Raw genomic sequence first — 18,195 nt, 5'->3', positions numbered from 1 at the left:
GACCGGGCGGGCTGGGCGGTCGTCGCGGAGCTCCCCTACGGTGACTGATCCGCACGGGGGCGCGCCCGCGCCCCATAGGGTGCTCTCGTGACCATTCGGGTGCTGATCGCCGACGACCAGGTGATGATCCGCGACGGGCTCGCGGCGCTGCTGTCCTCCGACCCCGAGATCGAGGTGATCGGGCAGGCGGGAAACGGGCGCGAGGCGGTGGACCTCGCCCGCAAGCTGGACCCGGACGTGATCGTGATGGACATCCGGATGCCGGAGATGGACGGCCTGGCCGCCACCGCCGAGCTGATCGGCGAGCCCGCCGCGCGCGCCGACGCGGGCGGCGACCCGGCGGGCGTGCGGCCCAAGGTGCTCGTCCTCACCACGTTCGACCTGGACGAGTACGTCTACGAGGCGCTCGGCGCGGGGGCCAGCGGGTTCCTGCTCAAGGACGCCTCCGCCGCCGACCTCGTCAGCGGCGTGCGGATCGTGGCGGCGGGCGACGCGCTGCTCGCCCCGTCCATCACCCGGCGGCTCATCGGCGACTTCGCGCGCCGCAGGCGCCACCAGCGGCCGAGCCCGAACGCGACCGCGGGCCTCACGCCCCGCGAGCTGGACGTGCTGAGGCTCATCGCGCGCGGGCTGTCCAACGCCGAGATCGCCGCCGAGCTCGTCCTGGCCGAGCAGACGGTCAAGACCCACGTCGGGCACGTCCTGACCAAGCTCGCGCTGCGCGACCGCACCCAGGCCGTCGTCTACGCCTACGAGAACGGCCTCGTCGGCTAGCCCGCTGCTAGCCCTGCCGGGGGGCCTAGCGGGACGGATCGAGGACGAGCTTGCCCGTCGTGCGGCGGGCGCGCAGGTCCTCGTGGGCCCGGCGGACCTCGGCCAGCCCGTACTCGCCGCCGCCGATCACCCGCAGCCGGCCCTGGGCGGCGAGGCCGAACAGCTCGTCCAGGGCGGCGCGCATCACGTCGCCGGGGAGCTGGAACACGTGCGCCAGCCACATCCCCGCGATCGTGGTGGAGTGCGCCATGAGGGCGGCGGGCCGCACCGGGGCGGGCTCCTGCCGCGACGCCATGCCGTAGAAGGCGAGGCGGCCGAACGGGGCGAGGGCGCGCAGGCTCTGGTCGGTGACCGTCCCGCCCGTCATCTCCAGGACGACGTCGACGCGCCTGCCGCCGTTGGCGTCGATGAGCGCGTCCTTGAGGGCGGGCTCGTTCGCGTCGATCGCGACGTCGGCGCCGAGTTCCAGGGCGAGGGCGCGCTTGTCCTCGGACGAGGCGGTCGCGATGACCCGTCCCGCGCCCCATGCCTTGGCGAGCTGGACGGCGAGGGTACCGACCCCGCCCGCGGCGGCGTGGACGACGACCGACTCTCCCTCGGCGAGGTGCACGCTGCGGCGCAGCAGCAGCCACGCCGACGCGCCCTGCACGATCATCCCGAGGGCGGTGACGTCGTCGATGGCGTCCGGCACGTCCCAGGCGAGGGCCTCGGGCGCGACGGCCCGCTCGGCGTACCCGCCGGTGCCGACCAGCGCGACGACGCGGCGGCCGCCCGGCGCGGTGCCGACGACCTCGCCGCCCGGCACGAGCGGCAGCGCCGACTCCGCCAGGTAGCTGTTGTCGGCCTGGTGGGTGTCGGCGTAGTTGATGCCGGCCCGGGAGACCTCGATGAGCAGGTGCCCCGGCCCGGCGGACGGGTCGGGCAGCTCCGTGGCGTTCAGGACCTCGGGCCCGCCGAACTCGGTGATCTGGATCGCGCGCATGACTCTCCTCTGGCTGCTCAGCGGGGACCGGGGACGCCGCGGAACCGGAACGGCTCGGGCGGCCTCCCGGGCACGACGCACCACGCCTCCCCGGTGCCGCCCGCGTCCAGGATCGCCATGAACGCCTCCACGACGTCGCCGACGTCCAGGATCGGGAAGCCGGTCCGCTCCAGGTGCTCTTTCAGGGGGACGAGGATGCCGGTGTCGGCGAACGAGGGGCACAGGGCGTTCACCCGGATGCCCTCCGGCGCGAACGCCGGGCCGAGGGCGCGGACGAGGCCGACCACGGCGGCCTTGTTGGCGCCGTACACCGGGTCGAACGGGGTGGCGGTGAGCGCGGCCATGCTGGCGGTCGCGACGATGTCCCCGCCGCCGCGGGCGCGCAGGGCGGGCAGCGCCGCGTGCACGCCGAAGAAGACGCCGTCGAGGTTGACGCCCATCGCCCGCCGGTACCCGTCGAGGTCGAAGTCGTCGCCGACGCCGCCTCCCCCGGCGACGCCGGCGTTGAGGAACGCCACGTCCAGCCCGCCGAACCGCCCGACCGCCGCGGCGACCGCGGCCTCGCTGTCGGCGGGCTCGCGCACGTCGCAGCGGACGAAGGCCCCGCCGAGCTCGGCGGCGAGCGCCGCACCGGCCTCGGCGTCGACGTCGGCGAGGACGACCCGGGCGCCCTCCCCGGCCAGCCGGCGCGCCACCGCGGCCCCGATGCCGTGGGAACCGCCGGTGATCAGCGCGACCCTGCCGGCGCCCTCGAAGGCTGCCATCGGACTCCCCCCAACTGACTGACCCGTCAGTTACTCTAGCCGAATGGACTTCGGTTTGAGCGAGCGGGCCCGGGACCACCTCGGCCGCCTCCAGGACTTCATGGCCTCCCACGTCTACCCCGCCGAGCCGGTCTACGCGGCCCAGCGGCGCGAGCTGCGCGCCGAGGGCCGCGAGCACACCGTCCCGCCGGTCGTGGAGGAGCTCAAGGCGGAGGCGCGCGGGCGCGGCCTGTGGAATCTGTTCCTCCCCGGCAGCGAGGACCCCGCCCACGGGCTCACGGTCACCGACTACGCCTCCCTGGCCGAGATCACCGGCCGCTCCCCCGATCTGGCGCCCGAGGCCACCAACTGCGCGGCCCCCGACACCGGCAACATGGAGGTCCTGCACCTGTTCGGCACGCCCGAGCAGAAGAAGCGGTGGCTCGCCCCGCTGCTGGACGGCGAGATCCGCAGCGCGTTCGCCATGACCGAGCCGGACGTGGCGAGCTCGGACGCCACCAACATCTCCACCCGCATCGAGCGCGACGGCGACCACTACGTCATCAACGGGCGCAAGTGGTGGATCACCGGCTCCGCCGACCCGCGCTGCAAGATCATGATCGTGATGGGCAAGACGGACCCCGACGGCCACCCGTACCGGCAGCAGTCGATGGTGCTGGTGCCGCTGGACACGCCCGGCGTGGAGATCGTCCGTCCGCTGCCCGTCTTCGGCTACCAGGACCAGCACGGCCACTGCGAGATCACCTTCACCGACGTGCGCGTCCCGGCCGGGAACCTCGTCGGCGAGGAGGGCGGCGGCTTCGCGATCGCCCAGGCCCGCCTCGGCCCCGGCCGCATCCACCACTGCATGCGCGCGGTCGGGATGGCCGAGCGGGCGCTGGAGCTGATGTGCGAGCGGGCCCTGTCGCGCGAGGCGTTCGGCGGGCCGCTGGCCAAGCAGGGCGTGGTCCGCGCGCAGATCGCCGAGTCCCGGATGGCGATCGACCAGGCCCGGCTGCTCACCCTCAAGACCGCCTGGACGATCGACGCGCACGGCGTCCAGGCCGCCCGGTCGGAGGTCGCGGCGATCAAGGTGATCGCGCCCCGGGTCGCGCTGGAGGTCGTCGACCGGGCCATCCAGATGCACGGCGGCGCCGGCGTCAGCGACGACACCCCGCTCGCCGCCATGTGGGCCGGGCTGCGCACGCTGCGCCTCGCCGACGGCCCGGACGAGGTGCACGTCCGCTCCGTCGCCCGCTCCGAGCTGGGCAAGTACCTCGGCACATGACCGAGACCACGCCGAACCGGCGGCGGATGCCGTCCGCGCGGCGGCGCGAGCAGCTGCTCCGGGTCGCGCTGGCCGAGTTCGGCGGGCGCGGCTACCACCTGACGCAGATGGAGCACGTCGCGGCCGCGGCGCAGGTGTCCAAGGCGCTGCTGTACCAGCACTTCGCGTCCAAGGAGGAGCTGTTCGCCGAGGTGACCGAGGCGATCGTCGCCGAGCTCACCGGCCGCCTGAACGCGGCGGTGCTCGCCGAGCACGACTCGGCGCAGGGCATCCGGGCGATGATCCGGGTGCTGTTCGACTACGCCACCGCCGAGCCGGACGCGTGGGCGCTGCTGATCCGGCACCTCGACAAGCCGGAGGTCGGCCTGGAACTGCGGGAGCTGCGCGAGCGCCTCGGCACCGCGTTCGCCGACCTGCTGCTGCGCCGCCGCCGCGCCGACCCGAGGCTCTCCCCGGCCGCGCTGGAGGTGAACGAGCGCCGCGCGCGGCTGCTCGTCCCGCTGATGTACGGGTCGATGCTGTCGATGGTGTCGTGGTGGCTGGAGCACCCGGGCACCGAGCGCGAGCGCGCCGAGCAGATGGCGGCCGAGTTCATCTGGCTCGGCCTCGACCGCCTCCGCACCGGCGAACGCCTCCCCAAGCCCTGAAACGACGAGCCCCTGCCCAAGGGCTAGAGATCCCTCTGAGGTGCCCTCGACTCTCGCGGCGGCCTCAACGGTCACGCGAGCGCGCTACCTGACCGGGGATGCGAAGCCGAAGGCGAGCATCCCCGGGAAGATCGCGAAGCGATTCGCGCTCGCACAAGCACGGTCAAGGTGCGAGCCGCTAGGCGAGCGCCTTGGGCCGGGATTGCATAAAAACACTGTCCCGGGTCAGGTCGAGGGCGGTGAGGACGGCGCCGCGCAGGATGGCGTCGCCTTCGACGGCGGTCGCGCAGACCTCCGTGGGGGCGGGCGACAGGCCCGCCAGCCGTTCGGCGACCAGGGCGGCCAGGTGGTCGCCGCCCTCGCGGCCCGTCGTCCCGCCGAGGACGACGAGGCCCGGGTCCAGGACGGCGACGAGCGCGAAGACGCCCTCGACGATGCGGCCGGCGATCCGGTCCCCGCCGAGGCCGCGGATGCCGCCGGGCTCCAGCAGGCGGCAGAAGTCGGTGCCCTGGAAGCGGAGCAGCCCGACCTCACCGGCGCCGCCCGACGCGCCGCGCCGCAGCCGGCCGTCCAGGACGATCGCCGCGCCGACGCCGTCGTCCAGCCACAGCAGCGCGAAGTCGTCGCGGCCCGCGGCGGCGCCGTCGCGGTGCTCGGCGATGGCGGCGAGGTTGACCTCGTTCTCCATGACCACCCGCACGCCGAGACGGTCCCGCAGCGCGTGGAGCAGGTCGGGCCGCGCGCCGGGGAGACCGCCGCAGGTCGACAGGCCGGTGCGCGGATGGACCAGGCCGGGGGCGCCGAGCACGACCGTGTGCAGGACGAGCCCGCCGGCGGCCTCGGCGACCGCGCCGGCGACCTGCTCGACGAGGTCCGGCTCCGGGGGCAGGGGCCGCGTCGCGGCGCCCGCCTGGTTCCCGGCGATGTCGGCGACCGCCACGTGGACGGCGTCGCGGCGCAGGTCGACCCCGGCCACGTGGGCGCGGCCCGCCACGAGCCCGTAGAGCCGGGCGTTCGGGCCCCGGCGGTCCTCGCCCGTCTCTCCGGTCGCCTCGATCAGCCCGTCGGCGCGGAGCCGTTCGATCAGGTCGGACACGGTCGGCCGGGACAGCCCGGTCAGCGTGCGCAGCTGCGGGGCCGTCAGCGGGCCGCGTTCGAGCAGCAGGTCGAGGGCCAGCCGGTCGTTGATCGCGCGGGCCATCGTCGGGGTCGCGGTCTTCACGCCCCCATATTAGTCAGGGATCCTGCCCGATCCCCTTTTCATCAGGAAACCTTCCTGTTAGTTTCTCGGGGCATGAGCAACCGAAGCGCCATCGGCGTCGTCTTCGCCCTCCACGGGGCCGTGGCCGGGACCCTCGCGACGCGCGTTCCGTGGATCCAGGACCGGCTCGACCTCAGCCCCTCGGTCCTCGGGCTCGCCCTGCTCTGCCCGTCCATCGGCGCCTTCATCGGCATGCCGATGGCCGGCCGGCTGGGGCACCGGTTCGGGGGGCGCGCCGCGACCCGCGGCCTGCTCGCGATGTGGTGCGGGGTGCTCGCGCTGCCCGCGCTGGCGCCCGCGCCGGTCTGGCTGTTCGCCGCGATGCTGCTGTACGGCGCCACGTCCGGCATGTGCGACGTGGTGATGAACGCCCACGGGCTGACGCTGGAGCGGCGCCTGCGGCGCCCGATCATCTCCGGCCTGCACGGCCTGTGGTGCGTCGGCAGCCTGGTCGCGGGCGGCGTCGGCAGCCTGGCCGCGCACGCCCGGATCGACGCCCGGCTGCATCTCGGGACGGTCGCGCTGGTGCTGCTGGCCGCGGGCGTCGTGGCCGGACGCGGCCTGCTGCCCGACCGGACGGCGCCGGGCGCCCCGGCCCCGCGCCGGTTCGCGCTCCCCAACCGGGCCATCGCCGCCATCGGCGCCGTCGGCTTCTGCGCCACGTTCGCCGAGGGCGCGAGCGCCGACTGGGCCGCGGTCTACCTCACCAAGGTGGCCGACGCCGGTCCCGGTCTCGCCGCCGCCACCTTCACGATCTTCATGTCGTGCATGGCGGCCACGCGCCTGGCGGGCGACCTGCTGGTGCGGTGGCTGGGGCCGGTGAAGGTCGTCCGGTTCGGCGGCGGGATCGCCGTCCTGGGCGGCGTCCTGGTCGTGCTCGCCCGCACCCCGGCGCCCGGCATCGCCGGCTTCGCGCTGATCGGGGTCGGGGTGGCGACGGTCGTGCCGCTGGTGTTCGCGGCGGCGGGCAACTCCGGGGCGGACGCGGGCGAGGGCGTCGCGGGCGTCGCGACGATCACCTACCTGTCCGGACTGACGGCCCCGGCCGTCACCGGCTGGGCCGCCGGGGCGCTGTCCTACCCGGCCGCGTTCGCCCTGATCACCTGCGTGCTCGCCGGGACGATGCTGGCGGCCGGGGCCCTGCGCCCCCGCGGCGCCACTGGGCCGACCGAAACCGCCGCCGGGCCCGCGCTCCGCGAGGCGGCACCCCTGGGTAGTGCCCGGGTACCAGATGCCATGGACTGAACGCCCGGGAGCAGCGCCCGTTGGACACCTGGCCGTAACGATTGCGGCACGGCAGGTTCCCTTGGGCGCCGCCGTAGGGCAACGATTGCGGTGTGGCTACTGGCGGGAGTGGCTCGCACTCCAATGCCGGACGCATCGTCGCCCGGCTGAGAACATGGCCCGGGGTCTCGGTGGTCCGGGCCGACTGCGGGGTCGGCGTCGCGCTGTGCGCGGGCGGTCGCCAGATCATGCATCTGCACGGCGGTGACGAGGCGGAGCTGTGCCTGACCCGGCCGGTCGTGGACCGGCTCGGCGGCGCGCTCGCCGACTCGGGACGGGCGCTGGTCCGGCCGGGGGGCGACTGGGTCGCCGTCCGGCTCGACACCGACTCCGACCTGGCCATGGTCATGTCACTGGCGAGCGTTGCCATCAAGGCCGCCTTGAACCGGCCCGTGGGGGCCGGGGCGCGGATCGCGCCGTGCGCGGCGGCCCGGCCGCACCGGGTGGGCGGGAGCGCCGAAAGCCCCGGCCACCGCGGTGCGGGTGCCGGGGCTTCAGAGCGGGCTGGCCGCAGGTCTTAGAGCGGGTAGACACCCTCGGCCTGCGGGCCCTTCTGGCCCTGGGTGATCTCGAACCCGACGCGCTGGTTCTCGTCGAGGCTCCGGTAGCCGCTCGAAGTGATCGCCGAGTAGTGGACGAACACGTCGGGGCCGCCGCCGTCGGGAGCGATGAACCCGAAGCCCTTCTCAGCGTTGAACCACTTCACGGTACCTTCGGCCATGTTTCCTACTCCTCTGGGTGAGGCTCACCGACCGCCGGGCGACGGCCGGGGCTGCATTGCGGACTCATCTCTCGTCCGCCGGATCACCCGGAGAAACGGAGAACGCCCGTTGTCTTGAACTTCTGCGGGCGTTTCGTAGAGCAAACGTTCGAGACTGCTAACAGCAACGCATCAAACTTACCGCAAGCGGGGCCGCCGCGGACACCGACACACCGAGACGAAATTCCGGTGCGGGCGCCCGCCCGTCAGGCGGGGCCGCCGACCAGGTCCGACAGCGCCTCGGCGGCCCGATGGCAGTCGTGGAAGGTGCAGTAGAGCGGGACGGGCGCGAACCGGACGACGTCGGGCTTGCGGGCGTCGGCGACCACCCCGTGCCTCTCGGCGAGCCTCCGCACGAGGCCGCCGGCGTCGGCGTCCGCGACCCGCAGCGACAGCTGGGCGCCCCGCGCCGCCGGATCGGCCGGGGTGATCACCTGGGCGCCGCCCAGGGAGGCGAGCCGGGACGCCAGGTAGCCGGTGAGCCGCTCGCTCTTGGCGCGCAGCGCGCCCATCCCGACCCGGTCGAAGATCTCCAGCGAGACCAGCACGGGCGCGAGCGCCATGATCGGCGGGTTGGACAGCTGCCAGGCGTCGGCGGAGGCGGGCGGGGAGATGCCGGGCTCCATCCGGAACCGGACGGACGGCTCGGTCCCCCACCAGCCGGCCAGCCTGGGCACCGAGGCGTCCCGGACGTGCCGCTCGTGGACGAAGCATCCGGCGACGGCCCCGGGGCCGGAGTTGAGGTACTTGTAGGTGCACCAGGCGGCGAAGTCCACGTCCCAGTCGTGCAGGCGCAGCGGGACGTTCCCGGCCGCGTGGGCGAGGTCCCAGCCGACGGCGGCGCCGGCCGCACGGCCCGCCTTGGTGATCGCCGCCATGTCCATGAGCTGGCCGGTCAGGTAGTTGACCCCGCCCAGCAGGAGCAGCGCCACCGTGTCGCCTTCGCGTTCGAGGCGGGCGAGGACGTCCTCGGTGCGCAGGGTGTCCTCGCCGGGGCGCGGCGTCAGCCGCACGACCGTCTCCGCCGGGTCGAGCCCGTGGTGGACCGCCTGGCTGGCGACGGCGTAGGAGTCGGACGGGAACGCCGAGTCCTCGATGACGATGCGGGTGCGCCTCCCCTCGGGCCGGTAGAAGCTGGCCATCATCAGGTGCAGGTTGACCGTCAGCGTGTTCATCGCGACGACCTCGTGCGGCAGGGCCCCGACGAGGCGGGCGGCGGGGTCGCGGAGCAGCTCGTGGTAGTCCACCCACGGGCGGCGGGCCTGCGTGTGGCCCTCGACGGCCAGCCGCGCCCAGTCGTCCAGCTCCTCGCGGAGCCGGTCCGCGACGCCCCTCGGCTGGAGGCCGAGGGAGTTGCCGGCGAAGTAGGCCGCCTCCCCGTAGGCCCCGCCCGGCGCCGGCGGGACGAGGAACTCTCCGCGCAGGGTCGGCAGCGGGTCGTCCGCGTCGAGCCGCCGGGCCTCGTCTTCCAGGCTCACGTGGTCCTCCCTTCGAGGATCAGGCCGGCGCCCGCAGGGTCCGGGGAGGGCTGGGCGGCGGGCCGCGCGGCGGGCTCGGCCGCGAAGAACGCCCGCGCGTTGCCGCCGAGCAGCAGGGCGCGTCCGGCGTCGTCCAGGCCGGGGCAGGACCGGATCGCCGCGCCGGGCTCCTTCTCCCCCAGCGGGAACGGGTAGTCGGTGCCGAGCATCACCCGTTCGGTACCCATCACCTCGACGAGCAGCCGGAGCGCGCGAGGGTCGAACACGGCGGAGTCCACGTGGAACCGCCGGGTGTACTCCGAGGGCGGGCGCGGGGAGTCGGCGCGGACGATGTCGCGCTGGTGCCAGGCGTTGTCCGCGCGCCCGAGCAGGAACGCGAAGCTGCCGCCGCCGTGGCAGAAGCACAGCCGCAGCGACTCGGGGATCCGCTCGAACGCGCCGGACAGCATGAGGCCGAGGATGCTGAGCTGCGTCTCGGCGGGCATGCCGGACAGCCACGGCAGCATGTGCCCGCGCATCCGCTCGGCGCCGAGCATGTCCCACGGGTGGGCCAGGACGGGCAGGCCGAGCTCGGCGCAGTGGACGAGGAAACCGGTGATGCCGGGGTCGTCGAGGTTCCGGTCGCCCACGTGGTTGCCGATGTGCACGCCGCGGTGCCCGGCCGCGGCCGCCCTCGTCGCGACCTCGCACGCCAGCGCGGGGTCCTGCAGCGGCACCTGGCACAGCGGGAGCAGCCGGTCCGGCGCGTCCGCGCAGAAGGCCAGGATGCGCTCGTTGACCAGGTCGCACCAGTCGGCGGCGCGGGACGGCTCGGCCCCGTACCCGAACATCAGCGGCGTGGACGAGACGGCCTGGACGTCGACCCCGGAGGCGTCCATGTCGGCCAGCCGCCGCGCGGGCTCCCACAGTCCCGGGTCGACGGGCCGGTACTCCTCGTCCCCGCTCATCATCATCCCGGCGCCGTCGCCGCCGACGCGCAGCCACGGCTCGCCCGCGCCGGCCAGGATGCGGCCCTCGGCGCGGGTGAACCGGGGAAAGACGTGGGAGTGGACGTCGATGACTGACACGGGGCCTCCGTCAGGCGCGGGGCGCCGTGGTCGGGATCATGGTCTCGGGCCAGAGCCTGCCCGGGTGGACGGCGCCGCAGTTCGGGCACTTGCGGTCGCCGTCGTAGAAGCCCTGGAACACCGGCGGCAGGTCGTCCACGATGGAGCGGACCTGAAGGTCGGCGCGGTGGACGAGGTGGTGGCACTCGGTGCAGTACCACTCGAACGCCTCCCGCCGCCCCTCCGGCCGGGGGATCTCCACGACGAGGCCGATCGAGCCGGGCTCGGGGCGCTGCGGCGAGTGCCGGACGTGCGGCGGGAGCAGGAAGATATCGCCCTCGTTGATCTGGAGGTCGACGGGCGGGCGGCCCTCCTCCTCCATGACGCGCAGGACCATGTTGCCCCTGAGCTGGTAGAAGAACTCCTCGTGGGGGTCGTCGTGGAAGTCGGTCCGCTGGTTGGGGCCGCCGACCACCATGACGATCAGGCCCGCGTCGTCGTACACCTGGACGTTGCCGACGGGCGGCCTGAGCAGGTCACGGTGCTCCTCGATCCAGGTGTCGAAGTTGAACGGCCTTCCGAACGACAGCTGCGGCAGGGTCATGCTCCGGCCTCCTCGCTGGGCGGGTCAGGGTTGGGGATGTGGGCCACGCACGCGATCTCGATGAGCAGGTGCGGGTGCGGGAGCTGGTGGACGGCGACGGTGGTGCGGGCCGGACCCGTCTCGTCGAAGAACTCGCCGTAGACCTCGTTGTAGCCGCCGAAGTCGTTCATGCTCACCAGGTAGGCGGTGACGTTGACGAGGTCGGGCAGCCCGCCCCCGGCGGCCTCCAGCAGGTCGCGGATGTTCTCGATGACGGCGCGGGTCTGCGCGCGGATGTCGAGGTCGGTGACGCCCATCGCGTCGGCGCTCGCCCCGGCGAACGTCCCGTCCGGCCGGCGGGAGCTCGTCCCGGACACGAAGACGAGGTCGCCGGCGCGCTTGACGTGCGGGAACCGGCCGCGCGGCCGGGCCTTGCCCTCGACGAGGATGGCGTCGCCCATCAGGTGGTCACCTCCACCGAGCCGAGGCCGGCGCCGGTGACGCGCACGTGGGCGTCCTTGGGCAGCGGGACGGCGGCGGTCGCCGCGCCCGCCAGCACGATCCAGCCGGGTTCGAGGACGATGCCCGCGCCGAGCGCGAGCCGGGCCGCGGCGCGCAGCGACCGCGCGGGGTCGCCGAGGATCGCGGCGGACGAGCCCGTCTGGACGGGACGGCCGTCGATCTCCATGAGCAGCCCGACGTTGGGCACCGCGCGGGGGGCGTGCCAGGCGCCGAACCCGAACCGGGCGGCCGAGGCGTTGTCGGCGATCACGTCCGGGAGCGTGAACTTGAAGTCCCGGTACCGCGAGTCGAGCACCTCGAAGCCGACGGCGACCCCGGCCACGGCCGTCTCCACCTCGGCGACCGAGCGGACCTCGCGGCCGATGAGGTAGGCGATCTCCGGCTCGATCCGCGGGTGGACGAGCCCGGACACGTCCACGGCCGACTCGGCGAACATCGCGTCGGTCAGCAGGCCCCAGATGACGTCGTCCACGCCCATCTGCACCATCTTGGCGCGGCTGGTGAAGCCCATCTTGACCCCGGCCAGGCGCTCCCCGCGGCCCGTGCGCAGCTCGATGCCCGCGCGCTGCACCGCGTACGCGGTGGGCACGTCGAACGGCGCCGCCTCCGTCAGCGGCGAGATCGCCCGGACGCCCGAGACGGCATCGTCCAGCGTCGCCGCGAGGGCCCGCACGTCAACGTCCACGTCCTGCCTCCCGTGCTCATCCGGCCTCCCGTGCTCACCGGACCTCCCGTGCTCGCCGGTCGCCTGTGGCCCGCTCATGACTCGTCCTTCGCGAACGCGGCGCGGACGTCGCCGAGCCCCTCGATGCGCGCCTCGAACACATCGCCGGGGGCGGCGGGGACCACGGGCCCGAGCGCGCCGGTCAGCACCGTGTCGCCCGCGCGCAGCGGGCGGCCGACGCGGGCGAGCGTGTCGGCGAGCCACAGCGCCGCGTTCAGCGGGTGGCCGAGGCAGGCGGCGCCGGTGCCGGTGGACAGCTGCTCGCCGCGCCGCTCCAGCACCATCCCGCACAGCCGCAGGTCCACGTCCTTGAGCGGGACGGGGCGGGTGCCCAGCACGTACATCCCGGACGAGGCGTTGTCGGCGACGGTGTCGGCGAGGGTGATGTCCCAGTCGCGGACGCGGCTGCCGACGACCTCGATGGCGGGCAGGGCGAACGCGGTCGCGCGGATGAGGTCGGCGACGGTGTGCCGCTCGTGGACCAGGTCGTCCTCCAGGACCAGGGCGACCTCGGCCTCGGCCCTGGGCTGAAGCACGGCGCCCGCGGGGATCTCCGCCCCGTCCGGGACGGCCATGTCGGCGAACAGCATCCCGAAGTCGGGGCTGTCCACGCCGAGCTGGTCCTGCACCGCGCGGGAGGTGAGGCCGATCTTGCGCCCGGACAGGCGGCGGCCGTCCGCCAGCCAGCGCCCGGTCAGCACGGCCTGCACCGCGTACGCCTCGTCCGCGGTCCCGATGAGGTCGCGGACGGGCGCGCACGGCACGCCCGAGGCGTGCGCCCCGAGGAGGCGCTCGGCCGCCGCGCTGATCGCCGGAGTGGTCGGGGTGTCTGTGTCGGTCACTGGCTCGCTCTCAGATCTGGATGCACACGTTGACGGGCTCGGAGAAGAAGTCCAGGGAGTACTCTCCCCCTTCGCGCCCGATCCCGGACGCCTTGACGCCGCCGAACGGCGTGCGCAGGTCGCGCAGGTTCCAGCAGTTCACCCAGACGATCCCGGTCTCGATGCGCGGCGCCACGCGGTGCGCCCGCGACAGGTCGCGCGTCCAGACGGTGGAGGCCAGCCCGTAGGGGCTGTCGTTGGCGAGCGCGAGCGCCTCTTCCTCGCTGTCGAACGGGGCGACGTGGCAGACGGGCCCGAAGATCTCCTCGCGGACGGTTCGGGCCGTCTCGGGGAGGCCGGTCAGCACGGTGGGCTCGACGTGGAAGCCGCCGTCGCGCTCGTCGCCGAAGGTGGGCGCGCCGCCGCCCGCGACGACCGTGGCGCCTTCCTCGCGGGCGAGGCGGTAGTACGACAGGACCTTGTCGCGGTGCTCCGCGGAGATCATCGGCCCGTAGTCGTCCAGCGCGCGCGCCCGCTCCCCGAGCCTGGCGACGAATTCGTCGAAGACGGGCCGTTCCACATAGACGCGCTCAGTGCACAGGCAGATCTGCCCCGAGTGGGTGAAGGACGAGCGGACGGTTCCGTCGACGGCCGCGTCCAGGTCGGCGTCGGCGAAGACCAGCGCCGGGTTCTTGCCTCCGAGCTCGAACGACACGGGCGTGACGTGGTCGGCGGCGTTGCGCATGATGGCGGTGCCGGTCGCCGACTCGCCCGTGAACGCGATCGCGTCCACGCCGGGGTGCCCGGTGAGGAACTCGCCCGCGGCTCCGGCACCGTGCCCGTGGACGAGGTTGAACGCGCCGCGCGGCAGGCCCGCCTGGTCGATCACCTGGGCGAGCAGCGTCGCGGTGGACGGCGTCTCCTCAGACGGCTTGGCCACGACGGCGTTCCCGGCGGCGAGCGCGGGCGCGACCTTCCACGTCAGCAGCAGCAGCGGCAGGTTCCACGGGGAGATGATCGCGACCACGCCGAGCGGGCGGCGGACGGTGTAGTTGAGCGCCTGCCCCGTCCCGGTGCTCCACCCGGGGATCTGCGTCGTGTAGGCGCGCTCCGGGCGCCCGTACAGCAGGTCCGCGTAGGCGCGGAAGTTCCCGACCGCCCGCGGGATGTCGACGGTGGACGCCAGCGCGCGGGGCTTGCCGGTGTCGGCGACCTCCGCGTCCACGAACTCCTCGAACCGGGCCTCGATCCCGTCCGCGATCCGGCGCAGCGCGGCGGCGCGGTCCTCGGCGTCGCCCATGCCCCAGCCGCCGTCGAGGGCGTCCCGGGCGGCGGCCACGGCGTCGTCCACGACCTCCCGGGTGGCCTCGGGGACGGCGCCCGCCTCGGAGCCGTCGACCGGCGCGATGAGCGGGAAGGCCGGACCGTCCGAACGGAAGACCCCGCCGACGTAGTGCTCAGCCTTCATCCCGCTCCTCCATCATGTGACCCGCCCCTGTGGTGATCTGCCCGGTACCGCGATCCTCCGTCATCCCAGCTATGCCTGGCAAATACCAAAACTCCCTCCGGTTATCACCGGACGGGTATGCCTGTGATAGGAAGTGGCCATGCGCGCGATCGACCTGCTCAACGGGCGGCTGAAGCTGCGGCATCTGGTGCTCGTCGTCGCCGTCGCCGACCACGGCAGCGTCCTGCGCGCCGCCGAGCACCTGCGCCTCGCGCAGCCCGCCGTCACCCGCAGCCTGCGCGAGGTGGAGAGCCTGCTCGGCGTGGAGCTGTTCACGCGCGGCCCGCGCGGCATGACGCCGACGATGTTCGGCGACGCGTTCGTCGAGCACGCGCGGGCGGTGCTGGCCGAGCTGCGCCGGGCGGGTGAGCGGATCACCGGGCTGGCGGACGGGGAGGTCGGCACCGTCACGATCGGCACGCTGCTGGCCGGGTCGAACGTGCTGCTCCCCCGGGCCATCGCCGCGCTGAAGGCCGGCCGCCCCGGCATCACCGTGATCGTCCAGGAGGCCACGTTCGACGCGCAGGTCCCCCGGCTGCTGGACGGGGAGATCGACCTGATCCTCGGGCGCCTCAACCCGATCGGCGACCTGCGCGGGCTCCGCCAGATCACCCTCTACAGCGAGCCCGTGCGGCTCGTCGCGCGGCGCGGCCACCCCGCCCGCGACCGGCCCGGCCTGGGCCTGGCCGACCTGCTCGACTACCCGTGGGTCCTGCCGCTGGAGCAGACCGCGCTGCGCTCGGAGCTGGAGCAGGTGTTCGGCGCGGCGGGGCTCGCGCTGCCGGGCGACCTGGTGGAGTGCACGTCGATCCTGACGGTCCGCACCCTGGTCCGCGACACCGACATGATCGCCGCGCTGCCGGAGCTGGTGGCGCGGACGGACGCCGAGATCGCCCCGCTCCCGGTGCCGCTGGAGGCCGTCCGGCGGCAGGTCGGCGTCACCCTGCCCGCGCACCGCGCGCCGACCCCGTCCGCTCGGCTGATGCTCGACCACCTGCGCCGCGAGGCCGCGGAGATCACCGGCCTGGTAGAAGCCGGCTGACAGCGGTCAGGTCGCGCGGACCAGGCCCAGCAGCGCCCGGCACACCGCCGACTCCGGGTCGGCCAGGTCGAGGACGACGTCGAAGTGGTCGCGGTCCGGCACGACCATCAGCTCCCCGGCGCCCCAGTGCGGCTGGAACCGGCGCGACTGCCGCAGGAAGCCCGTCCCGTCGTGCTCGGCGACCGCGATCACGGCGGGGCAGCGGTACCCGGCGGGCAGCAGCGCCGGGCTGAGCGCCGCCGCGCGCTCCAGGTCCAGCTTCACCCACTGGTTGACGTAGACGCGGGTCAGCGGGCGCAGGTCGAACAGGCCGCTGAACGGCATCGCCGCCTTGACCACGTCCTCGGGGAGGCCGAGCGGCGCCTGCCAGCCGCCCGCCATCGCCATCCCGGTCAGGTGCCCGCCGGCCGAGCTCCCGCCGACCACGATCCGCCCGGGGTCCAGGCCGTGCTCGCGGCCGTGCCGGTGCACCCAGGCGATGGACGCCCGCACCTGCCGGACGATCTCCTCCAGCGTGACCGCCGGGGCGAGGGTGTAGTCGGGCACGACGGTGGCGACGCCCTGCTCGTGGAGCGTCCGGGCCATGAAGGACGAGACGCCGCGCGACAGGGCCACCCAGTAGCCGCCGTGCACGAAGACGAACACCGGGCGCAGGCCGTCCCCGCCGACGCCCCACACGTCCAGGCGTTCGCCGCTCGCCTCGTCGTACACGATGCCGGGGTGGCCGGGCAGCCCGTCGACGGCGTGTTCGGACATGTCCTTGTAGCGGGCCATGTGCCGGTCGAACAGCTCCGGCCCGGCCTTGCGCCGCACGTTGTAGGCGACGTCCAGCTCCTCGTCGGACAGCTCCAGATCCATGCGCACCCCTCCCGGTCGCCCCCAGCCTGCCGTCCCCGGGCGGGAACGATCAAATACCGTTCCGGCCCCCGCCTATGACAGCCGAGCTATGCCCGCACGCCTCGTCCCGGCAGGCCGCGTCCGGTCGCTCCCGCGGCCCCGGGAGCGGCCGGACGCGGCGTCCCTCGGTGCTCAGAGCACCTTGCCGAGGAAGGTCCGGGTGCGCTCGTTGGACGGATCGTCCAGCACCTTGGCGGGCGGTCCCGACTCCACGACGACGCCCCCGTCCATGAACACCACCCGGTCGGCCACCTCGCGGGCGAAGCCGATCTCGTGCGTGACGACGATCATGGTGAGGCCCTCCTCGGCGAGGGTCTTCATCGTGTCCAGGACGTCCCCGACCAGCTCGGGGTCCAGGGCGCTCGTCGGCTCGTCGAACAGCATCAGCTTCGGCCGCATCGCGAGCGCGCGGGCGATGGCGACGCGCTGCTGCTGGCCGCCGGACAGGTGCCGGGGGTAGCTGCCCGCCTTGTCCGCGAGCCCGACCTTGGCCAGCAACTCCCCGGCCCGCGCCCGCGCGCCCGCGCGCGACTCGCCCCGCACGCCCGTGGGCGCCTCGATGACGTTCTGCACGACGGTGAGGTGCGGGAACAGGTTGAACTGCTGGAACACCATGCCGATCTCGCGGCGCTGCCGGGTTACCTCCCGCTTGCGCAGATGGCGGATCCTGCCGCCCCGCGCGCTGAACCCGATCAGCTCGCCGTCCACGTGGACCGACCCGCCGTCGATGGTCTCCAGGTGGTTCACGCAGCGCAGGAGCGTCGACTTGCCCGACCCGGACGGGCCGAGCACCACGACGACCTCGCCGGGGCTCACGTCCAGGTCGACGCCCTTGAGCACCTCCAGGTGCCCGAACCTCTTGCGGACGTTCCTCGCCCGCACCATGGGCGTGCCGGTCACAGCGGCACCTCCTGGTCCGGGCGGCGGCGTATCAGGACGAAGTCCCAGAAGCCCTGCCGGGCGTCGCGGGTCGCGCCGCGCGCGTAGTGGTGCTCGATGAACGACTGCCCGACGTACAGGATCGAGGTGATCACCAGGTACCAGAGGCAGGCGACGAGCAGCAGCGGGATGGTCTGGAACGTGCGGTTGTAGATCGACTGGACGGTGTAGAGCAGGTCGGCGAGCGCGATCACGCTGACCAGCGACGTCGCCTTGAGCATGTTGATGACCTGGCTGCCGGTCGGCGGGACGATGAAGCGCATCGCCTGGGGCAGCACGATCCGGCGGAACGTCCGGGAGCCGCCCATGCCGAGCGCCTGCGCGGCCTCGGTCTGCCCCGGGTCGACCGCGAGCAGCCCGCCGCGGATGATCTCGGCCATGTAGGCGGCCTCGTTCAGGCCGAGGCCGAGGATCGCCGCGAGCATCGGGGTGATGAGCTGGTTGGTGCCGCCGTGCGCGAACTCCGGGCCGAACGGGATCCCGACCGACAGCCGGGGCAGCAGCGCCGACAGGTTGTACCAGATGACGAGCTGCACCAGGACGGGGATGCCGCGGAAGAACCACACGTACAGCCCGCACGCCCCGCGCAGCAGCGGGTTGTCCGACAGCCGCCCGACGGCCAGCAGGATCCCGCCCGCGACGCCGACCGCCATCGCGATGACGGTGAGCAGCAGCGTGGTGGCGATGCCGTCGCCGATGATCGAGGCGTTGAGGTAGCGGCCGACCACGTCCCACTGGAAGTTGTCGTTCGTCCAGAGCAGGTGGACGAACTGGGCCGCCAGCACGAGCACGACGAGCGAGGCAGCCCAGCGCAGCGGATGCCTGAGGTGCGCGGCTCCGGCCACGTCGATGTCGGCCACGGTGTCGCCGGAGCGCTCTTCGGTCATGGTCATGGCC

20 protein-coding genes are annotated in these 18,195 nt (G+C 73.9%); 6 read left to right on the top strand and 14 right to left on the bottom strand.

The annotated features are described in order from the left end of the window. Positions 1-87: 87 nt before the first annotated feature. On the top strand, positions 88-774 hold the full coding sequence (locus tag E1298_RS03950; protein WP_131889358.1) for a response regulator: 687 nt from the start codon (positions 88-90) through the stop codon (positions 772-774). Positions 775-799: 25 nt separating this feature from the next. Here E1298_RS03950 and E1298_RS03945 read toward each other — a convergent pair whose 3' ends face one another. Further along, positions 800-1,756: a quinone oxidoreductase family protein gene (locus tag E1298_RS03945; RefSeq protein WP_131889357.1), complete on the bottom strand. Its 957-nt coding sequence runs from the start codon at positions 1,754-1,756 to the stop codon at positions 800-802. Positions 1,757-1,773: 17 nt separating this feature from the next. After that, the gene (locus tag E1298_RS03940) at positions 1,774-2,520 is read right to left on the bottom strand and encodes an SDR family NAD(P)-dependent oxidoreductase (RefSeq protein WP_131889356.1); all 747 of its coding nucleotides are present in this window, start codon (positions 2,518-2,520) and stop codon (positions 1,774-1,776) included. A gap of 43 nt (positions 2,521-2,563) precedes the next feature. On the opposite strand from E1298_RS03940, the gene E1298_RS03935 reads away from it, so the two are divergent. Then, positions 2,564-3,787, top strand: a complete 1,224-nt coding sequence (locus tag E1298_RS03935; protein ID WP_131889355.1) for an acyl-CoA dehydrogenase family protein — start codon at positions 2,564-2,566, stop codon at positions 3,785-3,787. After that, the gene (locus E1298_RS03930) at positions 3,784-4,434 is read left to right on the top strand and encodes a TetR/AcrR family transcriptional regulator (protein ID WP_131889354.1); all 651 of its coding nucleotides are present in this window, start codon (positions 3,784-3,786) and stop codon (positions 4,432-4,434) included. The genes E1298_RS03935 and E1298_RS03930 overlap by 4 nt, the downstream gene beginning before the upstream one ends. Before the next feature lie 178 nt (positions 4,435-4,612). Here E1298_RS03930 and E1298_RS03925 read toward each other — a convergent pair whose 3' ends face one another. After that, entirely contained in the window at positions 4,613-5,656 is a 1,044-nt protein-coding gene (locus tag E1298_RS03925; RefSeq protein ID WP_243725368.1) for an ROK family transcriptional regulator, read from the bottom strand. 72 nt (positions 5,657-5,728) lie between these two features. Between E1298_RS03925 and E1298_RS03920 the strand changes: the two genes are divergently transcribed. Together E1298_RS03920 and E1298_RS03915 are read left to right on the top strand one after the other, a co-directional pair. Next, entirely contained in the window at positions 5,729-6,940 is a 1,212-nt protein-coding gene (locus tag E1298_RS03920) for an MFS transporter (protein ID WP_131889353.1), read from the top strand. 92 nt (positions 6,941-7,032) lie between these two features. Then, on the top strand, positions 7,033-7,500 hold the full coding sequence (locus E1298_RS03915; protein WP_131889352.1) for a luciferase domain-containing protein: 468 nt from the start codon (positions 7,033-7,035) through the stop codon (positions 7,498-7,500). Here E1298_RS03915 and E1298_RS03910 read toward each other — a convergent pair. The 8 genes from E1298_RS03910 to E1298_RS03875 form a co-directional block, all read right to left on the bottom strand. Next, positions 7,497-7,700, bottom strand: coding sequence for a cold-shock protein (locus E1298_RS03910; RefSeq protein ID WP_131889351.1), 204 nt, complete (start codon positions 7,698-7,700; stop codon positions 7,497-7,499). The genes E1298_RS03915 and E1298_RS03910 overlap by 4 nt on opposite strands. Positions 7,701-7,945: 245 nt before the next feature. Further along, on the bottom strand, positions 7,946-9,217 hold the full coding sequence (gene kynU, locus E1298_RS03905) for a kynureninase (RefSeq protein WP_243725367.1): 1,272 nt from the start codon (positions 9,215-9,217) through the stop codon (positions 7,946-7,948). After that, positions 9,214-10,284: an amidohydrolase family protein gene (locus E1298_RS03900; protein WP_131889350.1), complete on the bottom strand. Its 1,071-nt coding sequence runs from the start codon at positions 10,282-10,284 to the stop codon at positions 9,214-9,216. Before E1298_RS03900 ends, kynU begins: the two co-directional genes overlap by 4 nt. Before the next feature lie 10 nt (positions 10,285-10,294). Then, positions 10,295-10,867 carry a 3-hydroxyanthranilate 3,4-dioxygenase gene (locus E1298_RS03895; protein WP_131889349.1) on the bottom strand — a complete coding sequence of 191 codons (573 nt, stop codon included), beginning with the start codon at positions 10,865-10,867 and terminating at the stop codon, positions 10,295-10,297. Then, complete coding sequence (locus E1298_RS03890) at positions 10,864-11,307, bottom strand: RidA family protein (protein WP_131889348.1); 444 nt, start codon at positions 11,305-11,307, stop codon at positions 10,864-10,866. The genes E1298_RS03895 and E1298_RS03890 overlap by 4 nt, the downstream gene beginning before the upstream one ends. Next, entirely contained in the window at positions 11,307-12,131 is an 825-nt protein-coding gene (locus E1298_RS03885) for a 2-keto-4-pentenoate hydratase (protein WP_131889347.1), read from the bottom strand. The genes E1298_RS03890 and E1298_RS03885 overlap by 1 nt, the downstream gene beginning before the upstream one ends. Further along, a complete protein-coding gene (locus E1298_RS03880; RefSeq protein ID WP_131889346.1) occupies positions 12,128-12,934 on the bottom strand; it encodes a 2-keto-4-pentenoate hydratase in 807 nt (268 codons plus the stop codon). Before E1298_RS03880 ends, E1298_RS03885 begins: the two co-directional genes overlap by 4 nt. A gap of 10 nt (positions 12,935-12,944) precedes the next feature. Next, positions 12,945-14,381, bottom strand: a complete 1,437-nt coding sequence (locus tag E1298_RS03875) for a 2-hydroxymuconic semialdehyde dehydrogenase (RefSeq protein WP_131889345.1) — start codon at positions 14,379-14,381, stop codon at positions 12,945-12,947. A 139-nt stretch (positions 14,382-14,520) separates the two neighbouring features. Here E1298_RS03875 and E1298_RS03870 point away from each other — a divergent pair, with 139 nt between their 5' ends. Continuing rightward, a complete protein-coding gene (locus E1298_RS03870) occupies positions 14,521-15,462 on the top strand; it encodes a LysR substrate-binding domain-containing protein (RefSeq protein ID WP_131889344.1) in 942 nt (313 codons plus the stop codon). Between the two features lie 6 nt (positions 15,463-15,468). On the opposite strand, the gene E1298_RS03865 is transcribed toward E1298_RS03870, so the two are convergent. From E1298_RS03865 to E1298_RS03855, 3 genes are all read right to left on the bottom strand, one after another. Continuing rightward, positions 15,469-16,320, bottom strand: a complete 852-nt coding sequence (locus E1298_RS03865; protein ID WP_207944422.1) for an alpha/beta hydrolase — start codon at positions 16,318-16,320, stop codon at positions 15,469-15,471. A 171-nt stretch (positions 16,321-16,491) separates the two neighbouring features. Continuing rightward, positions 16,492-17,244, bottom strand: coding sequence for an amino acid ABC transporter ATP-binding protein (locus E1298_RS03860; protein ID WP_131889364.1), 753 nt, complete (start codon positions 17,242-17,244; stop codon positions 16,492-16,494). A gap of 11 nt (positions 17,245-17,255) precedes the next feature. Continuing rightward, complete coding sequence (locus E1298_RS03855) at positions 17,256-18,191, bottom strand: amino acid ABC transporter permease (protein WP_131889343.1); 936 nt, start codon at positions 18,189-18,191, stop codon at positions 17,256-17,258. Positions 18,192-18,195 lie beyond the last annotated feature (4 nt).

It is taken from the genome of Actinomadura rubrisoli, assembly GCF_004349215.1.
In the GTDB taxonomy this organism is placed as follows: domain Bacteria; phylum Actinomycetota; class Actinomycetes; order Streptosporangiales; family Streptosporangiaceae; genus Spirillospora; species Spirillospora rubrisoli.
This window is presented reverse-complemented; position numbering and strand designations above follow the sequence as displayed.